This window comes from Shewanella algicola (assembly GCF_014648035.1).
In the GTDB taxonomy this organism is placed as follows: domain Bacteria; phylum Pseudomonadota; class Gammaproteobacteria; order Enterobacterales; family Shewanellaceae; genus Shewanella; species Shewanella algicola.
This window is the reverse complement of the sequence record NZ_BMQI01000039.1, coordinates 1-13677: the sequence shown is the minus strand read 5'-3', so window position 1 is coordinate 13677 and position 13677 is coordinate 1. Positions and strand designations below refer to the sequence as shown.

At 42.1% G+C, this 13677-nt stretch carries 16 protein-coding genes; 7 read left to right on the top strand and 9 right to left on the bottom strand.

Translation table 11 applies throughout. The features are described 5' to 3' along the window. Window positions 1-3: 3 nt before the first annotated feature. From tatB to rraA, 7 genes are all read right to left on the bottom strand, one after another. Window positions 4-417: a Sec-independent protein translocase protein TatB gene (gene tatB / locus IEY42_RS15640; protein WP_188918912.1), complete on the bottom strand. Its 414-nt coding sequence runs from the start codon at window positions 415-417 to the stop codon at window positions 4-6. Between the two features lie 6 nt (window positions 418-423). Continuing rightward, window positions 424-669 carry a Sec-independent protein translocase subunit TatA gene (gene tatA, locus IEY42_RS15635; RefSeq protein WP_188918910.1) on the bottom strand — a complete coding sequence of 82 codons (246 nt, stop codon included), beginning with the start codon at window positions 667-669 and terminating at the stop codon, window positions 424-426. Between the two features lie 110 nt (window positions 670-779). Then, on the bottom strand, window positions 780-2429 hold the full coding sequence (gene ubiB / locus IEY42_RS15630; protein ID WP_188926109.1) for a ubiquinone biosynthesis regulatory protein kinase UbiB: 1650 nt from the start codon (window positions 2427-2429) through the stop codon (window positions 780-782). Beyond that, window positions 2426-3046: a ubiquinone biosynthesis accessory factor UbiJ gene (locus tag IEY42_RS15625; protein ID WP_188926108.1), complete on the bottom strand. Its 621-nt coding sequence runs from the start codon at window positions 3044-3046 to the stop codon at window positions 2426-2428. The genes ubiB and IEY42_RS15625 overlap by 4 nt, the downstream gene beginning before the upstream one ends. Further along, window positions 3046-3801 (bottom strand): bifunctional demethylmenaquinone methyltransferase/2-methoxy-6-polyprenyl-1,4-benzoquinol methylase UbiE, encoded by a 756-nt coding sequence (gene ubiE, locus IEY42_RS15620; protein WP_188918904.1) that lies wholly within the window; start codon window positions 3799-3801, stop codon window positions 3046-3048. Before ubiE ends, IEY42_RS15625 begins: the two co-directional genes overlap by 1 nt. Before the next feature lie 270 nt (window positions 3802-4071). Next, entirely contained in the window at window positions 4072-5100 is a 1029-nt protein-coding gene (locus IEY42_RS15615) for a formimidoylglutamase (RefSeq protein ID WP_188926107.1), read from the bottom strand. A 112-nt stretch (window positions 5101-5212) separates the two neighbouring features. Further along, the gene (gene rraA, locus IEY42_RS15610; RefSeq protein WP_188918900.1) at window positions 5213-5698 is read right to left on the bottom strand and encodes a ribonuclease E activity regulator RraA; all 486 of its coding nucleotides are present in this window, start codon (window positions 5696-5698) and stop codon (window positions 5213-5215) included. 384 nt (window positions 5699-6082) lie between these two features. On the opposite strand from rraA, the gene IEY42_RS15605 reads away from it, so the two are divergent. From IEY42_RS15605 to IEY42_RS15595, 3 genes are all read left to right on the top strand, one after another. Beyond that, the gene (locus IEY42_RS15605) at window positions 6083-6331 is read left to right on the top strand and encodes a YgjV family protein (RefSeq protein WP_188926106.1); all 249 of its coding nucleotides are present in this window, start codon (window positions 6083-6085) and stop codon (window positions 6329-6331) included. A gap of 258 nt (window positions 6332-6589) precedes the next feature. After that, entirely contained in the window at window positions 6590-7105 is a 516-nt protein-coding gene (locus IEY42_RS15600) for a phosphatase PAP2 family protein (RefSeq protein WP_188926105.1), read from the top strand. A gap of 67 nt (window positions 7106-7172) precedes the next feature. After that, window positions 7173-8222: an MJ1255/VC2487 family glycosyltransferase gene (locus IEY42_RS15595; protein WP_188926104.1), complete on the top strand. Its 1050-nt coding sequence runs from the start codon at window positions 7173-7175 to the stop codon at window positions 8220-8222. Between the two features lie 88 nt (window positions 8223-8310). Here IEY42_RS15595 and rsd read toward each other — a convergent pair whose 3' ends face one another. Continuing rightward, window positions 8311-8778, bottom strand: a complete 468-nt coding sequence (rsd, locus tag IEY42_RS15590) for a sigma D regulator (protein WP_188926103.1) — start codon at window positions 8776-8778, stop codon at window positions 8311-8313. A 452-nt stretch (window positions 8779-9230) separates the two neighbouring features. Between rsd and hemE the strand changes: the two genes are divergently transcribed. The 4 genes from hemE to IEY42_RS15570 all read left to right on the top strand — a co-directional run bounded on the left by hemE (window position 9231) and on the right by IEY42_RS15570 (window position 12298). Beyond that, window positions 9231-10295, top strand: coding sequence for a uroporphyrinogen decarboxylase (gene hemE, locus IEY42_RS15585; RefSeq protein WP_188926102.1), 1065 nt, complete (start codon window positions 9231-9233; stop codon window positions 10293-10295). Window positions 10296-10722: 427 nt separating this feature from the next. Then, a complete protein-coding gene (locus IEY42_RS15580; RefSeq protein ID WP_188926101.1) occupies window positions 10723-10911 on the top strand; it encodes a YgaP family membrane protein in 189 nt (62 codons plus the stop codon). A gap of 160 nt (window positions 10912-11071) precedes the next feature. Continuing rightward, window positions 11072-11674 carry a class I SAM-dependent methyltransferase gene (locus IEY42_RS15575; RefSeq protein ID WP_188926100.1) on the top strand — a complete coding sequence of 201 codons (603 nt, stop codon included), beginning with the start codon at window positions 11072-11074 and terminating at the stop codon, window positions 11672-11674. Window positions 11675-11860: 186 nt separating this feature from the next. After that, window positions 11861-12298 (top strand): energy transducer TonB, encoded by a 438-nt coding sequence (locus tag IEY42_RS15570; RefSeq protein ID WP_188926099.1) that lies wholly within the window; start codon window positions 11861-11863, stop codon window positions 12296-12298. A 260-nt stretch (window positions 12299-12558) separates the two neighbouring features. Here IEY42_RS15570 and IEY42_RS15565 read toward each other — a convergent pair. Beyond that, the coding region (locus IEY42_RS15565) for a sensor histidine kinase (RefSeq protein ID WP_229780103.1) at window positions 12559-13677 on the bottom strand (1119 nt) is incomplete at its 5' end.

The window sequence follows — 13677 nt, the reverse complement described above, 5'->3', positions numbered from 1 at the left end:
GAATTATCCGTTAGATTTAGGAGGTGAACTGTTCTCAGTCGTTTTTTCGGCTGGTTGCTCCACTGTCGTGCTCGATGTCGATGCTGTCTCGGTGGTTGGCGTTTTAGGTGAATCGTCTTCAACTTTATAAGGTCGATTAACTGATTCAGCAGCTTGTTTTAACTGATCAATCGACTCTTTTAACTCAGGCGATAAATTAGCTAAACCTTTGCTTTCCGCTTTTTTTAAGTCAGCATGTAACTGCTCGATTTTAAGTTCTTGCTCGAGTTCATCTTTGACAGAGTTAGCCATGCGCTTTAGGGCGCGTATCCAACCTGTTACCGAACGTACCGCCACTGGTAATCTTTCGGGGCCGAGAACAACTAGCCCCAAAATACCAATCAGCAGCAGCTCCATAAAGCCGATACCGTCAAACATAATAAATTACGCCTGTTTATCTTTAGATTCAGGTTGCTTTTCAGCTGCCTGTTGCGAAGTCGCTGCAGTCTGCTCTTGTTCTGGTTCTTTGTCTTCTAGTGATTTCTTTTCTTCTTCAGGTGACATGGCATTTTTGAAGCCTTTTACTGCTCCACCCAAATCACCGCCTAAAGAACGAAGTTTTTTAGTACCAAATAATAAAATGACAATTAACGCAACAATTAGAAGCTGCCAAATACTGATGCCGCCCATGAAGATTATCCTCTTTCAATAAATAATGGTTTATGCAAAACGTGATGTTAAAAGGTTACAATATCATCCAATTCTTTAAGTATTATGAACCTCTAATGAATTAGTGCTAGCTAAAATTTACGATTCTTTGGCCTAGATCTCCATCCGATTGCCCAAATCATCACACCAGCGCCAATACAAGTATATGCAGGCCATAGTGTATCTATTTGTGAAATTAAAATTGTGCCGCAGATCAATAATACCGCAGAGGTGATCAGTAGATAATTACTTTTGTGTGATTTCTGTTGATAGCGCAAGTACTTATCTAACATTTGCTGTTGGGTACCAAGCAGCTTACGGCCTACTTTTAAGTTGTCGTAAATAAGCTCTGGAAACTCTGGCAGTTTGTCTGCCCAAAATGGCGCGTTAGATTTTACTTTGTTGAACATGGCTTTAGGGCCAACTTGCTCTGACATCCATTGTTCAAGGAAAGGTTTTGCGGTTTGCCATAAATCTAATTGCGGATAGAGCTGACGACCTAAGCCTTCGATGTAAAGGAGGGTTTTTTCAAGCAATACCAGTTGTGGCTGCACTACAATGTCAAAGTGGCGTGCGGTGCGAAATAGTTCTAGCAATACATGGCCAAATGAAATCTCGTCTAATGGTTTATTAAACATGGGTTCACATACCACTTTTACGGCCTGTTCAAAGGCGATAATGTCAGTGTGCTCTGACACCCAACCTGATTCAATATACAGTTGGGCAATGCGGTGATAGTCGCGATTAAAAAAGGCTAAAAAGTTTTCTGCGAGGTAGCGTTTGTCGACCTCGGTTAAGGTCCCCATGATGCCGCAGTCTAAACCTATGTAAAATGGGTCGTCTGGGTGTTCTCGGCTAATAAAAATGTTACCGGGATGCATGTCTGCATGGAAAAAGTTATCACGAAATACCTGGGTAAAAAACAGTTCTACGCCACGTTCTGCAAGCAATTTAAAGTTGGTGCCTTGGGCGCGAAGCGCTTCGGTGTCTGATACTGGAATACCGTAAATACGCTCCATGACCATTAAGCGTTCATAGCTGTGTTCTTCATAGACAAAAGGCACATAAAGCGCATTTGAGTCGATAAAGTTATTGCGTAATTTAATGGCGTTCAGTGCTTCAAGTTTTAAGTTAAGCTCACCTAAAATCGTGGTTTGATAATCTTCAATCACTTCCGCTGGGCGTAAACGGTTACCTTCACCGAGTATAGTTTCAAGCAAGTTTGCCGTTTGGGTCATTAATTGTAAATCGGCCAGTATTTGCTGCTCTACGTCAGGGCGAAGTATCTTAAGTACCACGTCTTTGCCGTTAGATTTTAATATTGCAGTATGTACTTGTGAGATAGATGCTGACGCTAATGGGCTGTCGTCAAAGTCATCAAAATAGGTGTCGATAGGGACGCCAAGTTCGGCTTCTATAGCCTCACGCGCAAGAGCTGAATCAAACGGCGGCACTCTGTCTTGCAACATGGCAAGTTGGTACGCCCATTCGTCGTCGAGTAAATCACGGCGAGTTGACAGCATTTGGCCGAGTTTAATGTAAACCGGCCCTAGATCTTGCATGGCGAGTTTTAAGCGTTCAGCGGGAGATTTACGTTTATGCTTATTGCGGATCCAAAATAGGCTGTTACGTAAAATGACAAAATACCAAGGCTTTTTGTGTCGAGGAATGAGGTCATCTAAGCCAAAATGCAGAATGGTTTTAATGACATGGTAACCACGCCTGATACTTGCAAATGTCATTGAATTATTTGCTCTCTTAATTTAGCTATTTTGGCTTCTATTTGTTCGGTTTGGCTTACGAGCTCTTCTAGATTATCACGAAAATGAATGATCTCAATTTTGTGCGGTGCCAGTCGGTACTCTTCGGTGGTTAACTGGCTCACGTGTGCCCGTGATTTAAGCATCACTTGTTTAACCTCTTGGCCTAGTTGCTTGGCGCCTGTGATTAACTTGTGGGTTGGGGCATCGCCGAGATAACGTGATAAGGGTTCGGCAAAGTCGAAATGAATATGTTGTAGATAATGACTCAGTGTTTGCAGTAGCTGAATATCACCCTCTAAGCTGAGTTTATCTTGTTTGATCAACTCAGTTAAATTGGCGCCTTCGGTTAACTGATACAAAGTCGATGCATCGGCATTCACCGTAACCGCAACATCTCCTTCGTAATGGCTCATCACTTGTATTTGTTTGGCAAATATTAGGTATATGGGCCAACTGAGCTGACTTAATTGGATGCAAATCACTTTGCCATGCAATGATTTCTGCTTGGCATAATCATCTTTAGCTTGTGGCGGTAATCGATTAAAACCGGTTTCGATTGCCGCACAAACTAATAAAGCAAACTGATTGACGGCCATTAAAACTTATAACCTTTGTGTAAAGCCACAACGCCATCGGTCATATTTGTGTAATCAACCTGTTCAAAACCGGCATCTACCATCATTTGCTTTAAGGTTTCTTGATCAGGATGCATACGAATTGACTCGGCTAGGTATTCGTAGCTATCGGCATCTTTAGTGATAAGCTCGCCCATTTTTGGCAATACTTTAAAGCTATACATGTCGTACACTTTACGCATAATTTCATGCTTAGGTGTTGAAAACTCAAGTACCAACAGCTTGCCACCTGGCTTTAAAACACGCTGCATTGAGCGAAGCGCAGCATCTTTATCGGTAACATTACGTAAGCCAAATGCAATGGTAATGATGTCGAAGTGATTATCAGGAAACGGTAATGCTTCAGCGTTTGCTTGTACATAACTGACGTTATTAACAATGCCTTTGTCGCGCAGTTTAGTGCGACCCACTTTAAGCATAGAATCATTGATATCAGCCAGTACCACTTGGCCACGATCACCGACTAAATGTGAAAATTTAGCCGTTAAGTCGCCGGTGCCGCCTGCTAAATCTAGCACTTTCATCCCTGGGCGTGCAGCCGCAGTTTCGATAGTGTGACGCTTCCAAAAGCGGTGAATACCGAAAGACATCACGTCATTCATAATGTCGTATTTAGCGGCCACAGAGTGAAACACATCGGCAACTAAGTCCGCTTTTTTATCTGCTTCAACGGTTTTATATCCAAAATGCGTGTTCTTTGGGTCGCCCTCAGACATTGGTATATTCCTATAATGTGCGATTATTCATTGCGAGTGTTAGTAAGTGCGAGTGTAAGTCATTGCGAATGATTGCTGAAACACTGTGGTGCTAGAGTGTGACAACAATCAATTAGTTGTCTTGTCTGCACGCAATGGGTAATTCACATCATCTTAAGCGCTACAATGAGCTCGCGTCGATTAACCCTGATAAAAATGACCATCAAAGGCTAAAAATTTGCACTGCATTAGAGCATAAAATTAGCCTTTAATGAATAGCTTCAGCTGATTCTAATTCAGCCGAGTTAATCGTCCTTGAATATAAGCATAAATTAACTCACTCAGCCCTTGGCCTACGTCACGATAACCCGCATCCGCACCAGCGTGATGACATGACGGGGCTGCTTCGGCAAAGTGCACGTAACTGCACGAGCAATGTTTGGCAATATAATGCACATATTGGCAGGCATCGAGAAGCGGAATACCGGCAAATGTGGCCGCGCTACTGGGCATATTGGCTATGGCGTCAACGTCGAGCTCTAACGCAACCGGTAATTGAGTTTGATTTAATCCTGCTGCAATGTGCTTTAATGCGGCGTCGAGCTGCAATTCTCTGCGCACCCAAATTTGTTGAAAACTGTGCCATGTAGCACCAAATAAACTCAATTGTTCTAGGGTTGATTCGCTATTTTTAAGCTCGTGTAGCCCCAAAATATGGTAATGATCTAACGCTCCATTGGCTGCTGCGTAGCTAAACCCATTGCCACTGTGACGACCTTCACGGGGCCTAAAATCGGAATGAGGGTCTAAATTAACCGCGGCAACGGGTAGACCTGTGTAGGCTTTAATCGCCATTAATAATCCGTACGCATTATTGTGACCACCGCCAATGACGATGGGTTCTAACCCGGCTTGAAACAGCTGGCTTGTCGCGTCAATAACAAGTTGATCAAGTTCGGCTGTGGCCTGGCGAAGGCTTTCAATGCTGGTGGTTGAGTCTGGTAGTGTGGTTAAGCTTATTTGCCCAAGAATGGCACATTGATTTCCGTGTAAAAAACGGTTCGATTGTAAATTTAAAAATTGAGCCATGCAGGCACGTAAGGTTTCACTTGCGCCACCACGGCCTAGGTTTGCCCGTGGGCCAATATCTTCTGCAATGGCTATGATGCCAAACCGGGCGCCGGCATTGGCTGCAAACTGGGCATTTTCCGCCAAGTTCTTTTGTGGGTTAGCCAATAAGACTTGCTGGCCCAATTTGGTTTCATTGGCTCTGATGCTCAGTAAAGCATCACAATGTTGTTGGGTAAACGCAGTAAACATTGGTGTGTACCTCACATTGGCTAAATATTGACATAAAAAAACCAGCATAGCTGGTTTTTAGAAATCGTGTCGCCCTAGATTATGTTAGGGCGCTGTCGTTGAGTCTTAGCTATTATTCAATATCTAATGGTTCAGGTGACAAAATTACGCCGGTATTGTCAGCATAAATATGATCGCCGGGTAAGAAAGTTACGCCGCCAAAGTTAACTGGAATTTCAACTTCGCCAACGCCATTGCCTTCCGCGCCAACAGGAATAGATGCAATAGCTTGAATCCCAATGTCAAGCTCCTCAAGGGTGTCGACATCGCGAACCGAACCATAAACAATAATACCTTCCCAGTTGTTTGCAACGGCAAGTTCAGCAATTTTGGCGTCAACTAAGGCACGTCTTAATGAACCGCCGCCATCAACTAGCAAAACTTTACCTTCACCGTCTTCTTCTAAAGCATCAGCAATTAGACCGTAGTCTTCAAAGCATTTAATGGTACTGATTGAGCCACCGAAGGAGCTGCAACCACCATAGTTACTGAACATAGGTTCGACGACATCAACTACATCTATATACATGTCGCAGAGTTCTGAGGTGTTGTATTCCATATTTAACTCCTATTGGGCAGCAAGGGTAAATTGCTGGGTAAAGCAAAGATAAATGAATTATATGAGCTTTTTGTGAAAATAAAAGCCTTATCAATCACCAGATTGCTGTAAATCAACTTATTGCAAAAACAGGCTAATTTTGTCGATTGACCTAAATACAGAACAAGGGTCAAATTTGGAAGTAATTTTCTTTCAAATTGAATGTTTTAGTCGATATATGTTGATTTAGGTCATTCTAATACGTTTTTTAATTACAACTTTGAAGTTCATTTTGTTAACATAACGCCAAGATTTTTAATGTTAGTTTACAATTAATACTAGCTTTAGGGGCATGGATCCCCCGTTACGCTTACGGAAGGTAGAGGGCCTGAAATAGAGGTTCTTATGGAAAATATCAATTTTATTGAAATCTTAGGTTATGCAGCATCGGTTATGGTTGCTATTTCTTTGATGATGAAAGACATCATATTACTAAGATGTTTAAATTTTCTTGGTTGTTCTTTTTTTGTTGCTTATGGGTATTCAATCGAAGCTTGGCCTGTTGCAGGCATGAACGCCTTCGTTGCCTGTATTAACATTTATCACCTAGTGAAAATTTATCGCAACAGATCATTAGAAGCACAAACAGCTTAAATCGCATTTAGCGTTTTTAGTACGGTAAAACGTGCGAGCTTAGTCGATTACAGAAACCTCTCAAACTTATGTTTGAGAGGTTTTTGGTTTTATAAGCTTGATGATTTATACCCTATAGTTATTCACTCTTTCATTGTCATAAAACTGTAGACTCGCTGTCACCTCGCGTTCATTCCTTCTCTTTATTATCTAGCTTGTTAACAAATAGATAACCTTGCTCGGGTTGAAGATGTCCCAGCGTTTGGCATGGAGTCAAGCATGAGAATGAGTATCAGTGAGTTAGATAAATATTGGTTTTATTGGATAGTGCAATTTAGTCGTGACAACCAGTTAAGCCCTGCGGCTAAACGCGTGTCGGCAACAGGCGATGGCCACTACTATGTCTATTTATCTGTCGCGTTACTTTTTTTTCATCCTCATGGGCAGCAATTCTTTAATTTAATGCTGGCTAGTTTTATTGTCGAGTTTCCGTTGTATTTACTGCTTAAAAATAGCATTCGTCGTCATCGTCCATGTCATGCATTAGCTGGCTTTGACTCAGGTTTTCAACCCTCTGATAAGTTTAGTTTACCCTCAGGGCATACCGCAGGCGCTTTTGTGTTTGCTAGCGTGGTGAATGTCGTCTTTCCGTCATTAGCGCCCATTGCTTTTGCTTGGGCCTGTTTTGTGGGCTCATCTCGTATCGCGCTTGGTGTGCATTATCCCTTAGATATTATGGCGGGTGCGGGATTAGGCATGGGTTCCGTCATACTGGTTGAGCAACTAATACTGTAATTTCTCTTTCAATAATCATTGTTTAACACGCCCTAGTCATTCAGCCTTTTTAGGAAATAAAGCCAATATGAAAATTTTGTACGGGGTCCAAGGTACCGGTAATGGCCATATTAGCCGTGCACGGGTGATGGCTAAAGCGTTAGGGCAGCAAGACATTGATGTAGATTTTGTTTTTTCAGGACGAGCGCCTGAGCAATATTTTGATATGCAATGCTTTGGCGATTACCAAACGCGTAACGGCATGACCTTTATCAGCGAGAATGGCCGCGTGAATGTCGCTAAAACCGCAAAACAAAATTTCATGGCGAATATATTTTCAGAAATTAAACAATTAGATTTAACGGGTTATGATCTTGTGCTCAACGACTTTGAGCCGGTTAGTGCTTGGGCTGCGCGCCAACAAAGCGTGCCATCGATTGCCATTAGTCATCAAGCGGCGTTGCAATACCCGGTACCTAAACAGGGCACAAGTTGGTTTAATGAGTTGCTACTCAATCGTTTTGCGCCGGTTGATATTGCCCTCGGTTGCCATTGGCATCATTTTGGCTTTCCTATTTTGCCGCCTTTTGTCGAAGTGTCGGCAAGTTGCGGTGATCATAGTCATCAAATATTAGTGTATCTGCCATTTGAAGACCCTGACCGGATAGCTGAGTTTTTAGCGCCGTTCGATCAATATCAATTTTTTGTTTATCACAGCATAAAACCCATAAAAGGCATTGCTGGGCACATACAGTGGCACGGTTTTAGTCGTGACGGCTTTAAGCAGCATATGTCGCAATGTGGTGGTGTGATTGGTAATGCTGGATTTGAACTCGCCAGTGAAGCAATGACCCTAGGTAAAAAGCTACTGGTTAAACCGCTATTAGGCCAATTTGAGCAGCTGGCAAATGTGGCTGCGTTGCAATTACTGGCAGCGGCAGAGAGTATGGAACAGTTAGATTCTGCCATATTAACACGCTGGTTAAAGACACCTTCACCCAAACCTATTGCTTATCCGCAAGTGGGCGACGCATTGGTGGATTGGTTAAAAAAGGGCGACTGGCATCAGTCTGAGCGCTTATGCCAAGAGTTATGGTCGCAGGTTGAGTTACCTGAAAATTGGCATAAAAGGCAATAAACTCTTTGATAAACGAGAGTGAAATTATATGCAGAAAACAAAAAAGTGCGACTATTCGCACTTTTATTAGTTGAGCCGTTCACATGAGTTACGAATGGCGGTTATACAACACTTCTAATAACTGATCTTCTAACTCAAAGCGGGCTTCCATTGCCTGCGCCAATTTCGATAAATCATTATCAAGTTGATAGAGGATCTCTTCGTCGGCAGCCTCGGTGTACTTGTCGTTAAAGTCGAGAGCGGCATCGGTGCTGTCGCTTATTTGCGGTAACAATGCTTTGGCTGTATCTATACTGGATTCGCCGAATTTCTCACAGGCTTTAACGACGTTATTGTAAACCTCAAAGTGACCTTCAGAAACATAGTCGACTAATTGATCGCAAAAGTTTTTCACTTGCTCGAGTGTCGGCAATGACTTTTCGGCCCGAGAATAAGGTGCAAGACCCGCCACAATGAAATATTGGATCAATAATTTTCGGCGGTGATTAAGCCACTGATCGACTAACTTATTGGCGCCGCCCCAGCGTTTCTCTGCTTTTTCTAATTTTGTTAGCATGTGTTTTCTCTAATCAGCAACCTTTCTATAACACCTAATGTATTGGACAAAGTGTATTGTGATCAACTGTTTTATTTATATTCTCAGGACCAACCAGCTAGAGGCTGTGAAAAAGAGGATGGCAAATTACAGGCAATAAAAAACCCCGTGAAGGCAAGCCATCACGGGGTAACGAAGTTTTCAAAGGCTCGATTTTTCGGGCTTCTTGATTGTTCTTGCTAGCGCACACTTTTTATACCAAACGACTTACCCAGACGCAACTTTTAATCAGTTAATTTGCGATTTACACATCAGTGTTGTGTGTTTTGTGAGCGACAAAACGGATATGTTAAAAAATTAACCATTAGATTTAGGAATAGCTCACATAAATCTCTCTTGAGTGGTTACATTAATCGCGTAAGTGCTAAACTACCGCCCAGCAGAAATCATAACAGTCTAGGAAGAAAGCCCACATGGCAGAATTAAAAAATGATCGTTATTTACGTGCGTTGTTAAAGCAGCCAGTTGATGTCACTCCAGTATGGATGATGCGTCAAGCAGGTCGTTATTTACCAGAATACAAAGCAACTCGAGCGCAGGCTGGCGACTTTATGTCTTTATGCCGCAATGCTGAGTTGGCATGCGAAGTGACGTTACAACCGTTACGTCGTTATGATTTAGATGCTGCGATTTTATTCTCAGATATTTTGACTGTACCCGATGCGATGGGCCTAGGTTTGTACTTTGAAGCGGGTGAAGGTCCACGTTTTGAACGTCCAACAGATACCATTGATGCCATCAAAAAACTTAGCATCCCAGATCCAGAAGACGAGTTAGGTTACGTCATGCGTGCTGTGAGCACCATTCGCCGCGAACTTAACGGTGCAGTACCATTAATTGGCTTTTCAGGTTCACCTTGGACGCTCGCCACTTATATGGTTGAAGGCGGTTCTAGCAAAACGTTTGAAAAAATTAAACGTATGGCTTACGCAGAACCTGCAGCACTACACATGTTACTAGACAAGTTGGCCGACTCAGTAGTGTTATACCTTAACGCTCAGGTGGCTAACGGCGCACAATCGTTAATGATTTTCGACTCATGGGGTGGCGCATTATCGCACCACGCTTACCGCGAATTCTCATTACGTTACATGCAAAAAATTGTAGATGGCTTAACTCGTTTTGCCGATGGCCGTAAAGTGCCAGTAACCTTATTTACTAAAGGTGGCGGTTTATGGTTAGAGTCTATGGCTGAAACCGGTTGTGATGCACTTGGATTAGACTGGACTGTTGATATTGGTGATGCACGTCGTCGCGTAGGCGATAAAGTAGCACTACAAGGCAACATGGACCCTTCAATGTTGTATGCATCGCCTGAGCGCATTCATCAAGAAGTTGACCAAATTCTTGCAAGCTACGGTGAAGGTACCGGCCATGTATTTAACTTAGGCCACGGTATTCATCAACATGTTGATCCTGAGCATGCCGGTGCATTTATCAACTCTGTGCATGAGTTATCGGGCAAATACCACAAGTAATTATTGGTATTGTCTAATAAAAAAAGCGAATCTTCGGATTCGCTTTTTTTGTTTTATAATGGTCATTTTTTCCTTGGTCTCTTTGTGTGCTCTTACGAGTTGTATCCTGCATTATTCACCTCTACCTATTCGTTTTATATTTGAACCTTTTCCTTATGGCTAATATCGACATAGCATTCGCGCTGAAAATGTGATTTTTAAAAGTTAATTTTTTGCTGTTTTTTTGCGTCATAAAGGCATATTGTTAATGATATAGGTGAATAAAAAACACACAGGTTTTAAAGGTGTTAACCAATCATTCAGCGCGAAAAACGCAAAATGCCTTTAGCGTTTAATTAGCAATAATGGATTCAATCTTTGAGGTTAGCGACTAAAGGTTTTGTTATTGGTTTTCATTTTGCCAACCCTGAAGTAAATGGAGGTTTATATGAAATGTAACATAGGTAAAATCGACCGGATGATAAGGATTTTTCTTGGAGCATGCATCATTGCTGTTGGCTTTTATAATCAGTCTTGGTGGGGAATCGTTGGGATTATTCCCTTGTTTACCGCTGCGTTTGGCTGGTGCCCGGCATACGTGCCTTTTGGCATATCAACGTGCGAAACCAAGAAGTAAATCTAACACTTTAAATATTACTGTGGGGTATGCCGTCAGAGGATGACTTGTGCCCCTCAAATTTGGCCATTGATGTGTAGGGTATACATAGGATAACTTTGTGCTTTGAATTAGCCGTTGTTGAGGCTAGGTGTTAATTAGCTTTAATGTAGGGGTGTTGATGTGGGATCAAAGATATAACGAAGCAGGCTTTGTATATGGCGTTGAGCCTAATGATTTTTTAAAGTCTGAGTGTTCTCGTATACCTAAAGGTGGTCGAGTATTGTGCTTAGCTGAAGGTGAAGGCCGAAATGCTGTGTTTTTAGCGACGCAAGGCTACAAGGTTACCGCTGTCGATCAATCTGCCGTCGGCCTTAAAAAAGCACAAGCCCTTGCAGTAGAATGTGGTGTAGAGATAACAACCGTGGTTGCCGATTTAAGTCATTATGATTTAGGGCAAAATATTTGGGATGGTATCGTCTCAATCTCTGCACATGTTCCGCCTTCATTACGTAAAGATCTCCACCGCCAAGCGGTAAGCGCACTGAAAATTAACGGTGTGTTTATTTTAGAAGCCTTTACAGAACGTCATATTTATATGACGGGCATAGGCGGACCGCCTCCGTCGAGCAAAGAGTTATTTATGTCTCTGGAAGCATTAGAAGCCGAGCTAAAAGGGCTCGAATTTTTGATTGGCATTGAAGTCGAAAGGCATATCTCTGAAGGTAAATATCATCAGGGAGACAGTGCTGTAGTGCAACTTATTGGATGTAAAACGACTTAAATCAACCAAAGCTGTGGAGGCTAAAAATTCATACCTATATCTGCAAGATATAATGCCTCCGCTATATCCCCCTTCAAGAATGCTTTATTTTACAGCTGGTTAACAATTACTTATAGTCTTATGCTGCTTAAATCAAGCAAGGTAATAACAGCATTAACTGTAATGAATAACACAATGGAATGTAAAATGAGATTGTTAGTCTTGGCAGTACTATTAAGTGCAGTGGTTTTGTTTCCTAGTGAAGCTAAAAGAATGAATATTTACGGTGAAACCATCGTAACAGAGATTACTCCAGAAAGTGGTGCAATGTGGACTCGCGTTAACGATAAAGAGCCTATGTTTCCTATTGAACTAGCTAAGGCACGAATGGCTGGCTGTACAATATTGTCATTTGATGTTATCGAATCGGGTAAAGCAGATAATATTCAAACAGTTATTTCAATACCTAATACTAAGATTAGTCAACACGCAACGAGTATTGTGAGTCAGTGGCAATGGCAAACCGCTCAAACGCCAACCGCGAAAGAAAGCCATACTGTTCGTCTCGACTTTTGTTTAGGGCTAGAATCGCTAGAAAATACTCAGCAAGCTTGTGCAAAACAAATACAACTCCCCTGTGAGTAATGCTTATGGCTTGCAGCCAGTGTCAAGCCTTGCGGTTTGTTGCTGAAATAAGTAATCATATAAAATGAAATGAGTTTTTATCACTTATTTAATGATAAAAACTCATTTATTCATAGTGTTTTAGATTATCGTTTTTATATACCTGCACGTAGCCTGCTGCAGGCAATTAGTTATCATGACGCTTAATGATAGATAAACCTTAGTCAGTACCAATTTAAGATATGAAGAAATCGTTATTTATTTACGATTCAAAAATGAGATTAACTTTGCGTTACCAGCTCTATCTTAAACTCACTTCCCACCCCTGGTTGGCTGTCGATTTCAATTTTGCACTTTAATAACCCCAATAACTGCCTGACGATGGCGAGTCCGACACCGAGTTGTGGCAGGCTTTGATTAGCTTCAAATGACAGCGTGGTCATCGACAATTGTTTAAGGGCGTCGACTTCATGTTTGTGCATGCCTGCGCCGGTATCACGCACGGTTAACCATTGTTGGTCATTGTGGAGCGCATTAATGATTTGGATTTTGCCGCCAGCAGGAGTGTAGCGTAGCGCGTTGTCGACTAAGTTGTTGAGGATTCGGCGCATTAAGGTGGGGTCGGTATAGATTTGACCTGCATGATTAATGTCAAAATCAAGTTGTACCCCCAACTTTTTAGCGCGAGGGGTAAAGGTTTGTTCAATGTCGCTGAGTAATTCAGTTAAGTTAACTTGTTGTAATTGTGCATCGATTTGACCGTTTTCTAATGCGGCTAACTCTAATAACTGGGCAAGCAATTGCTGTAAAGTTTGGCCGGAGTTGGCAGCGTATTGGATCAATGCTTCGTCGCGCTTATCTTCAGGCAAAATAAGCCAGGTATCGATATAGCCTAATAGTGCAGTCAGCGGGGTTTTTAAGTCATGCGACAAGTGTAATAAAAAGTCATGCTTAGCTTGTTGCTGTCGTTTAACTTGCTGTTGTTGTAATTGGATTTCTTGCAGTAAATGATTGATATGATGACTCAGTTGGCTTATCTCTAAACTGCCGCGATAACGCTGTGGCAGCATGAGATTGTCTGACATAGGCTTATCTTTTAGCTCGGTTAAGTCTTGGGCTAACTTTTGGATCGGACGAGTAAAATAGCGTAATAAAATCACAAAGAGCACCAAGGCAAAAATAATCCAAAAACCGATGGTCGCGCCCCAAATTTTAGGTTGGTTTTCGGCGTTGATCAGCGCTTGCCAGCTGTCGTAATCTTCACCTCCAATAATGACGTACAAATAGCCGTTGTGCAGGCCTTCTGGTGTCACAAGTTTACTCACCGAAAATATCTTTTGGGTGATGAGATGGACGTTCCCTAATACGGCGTCAATGCGCCAAACTGATGTTGAACCAAA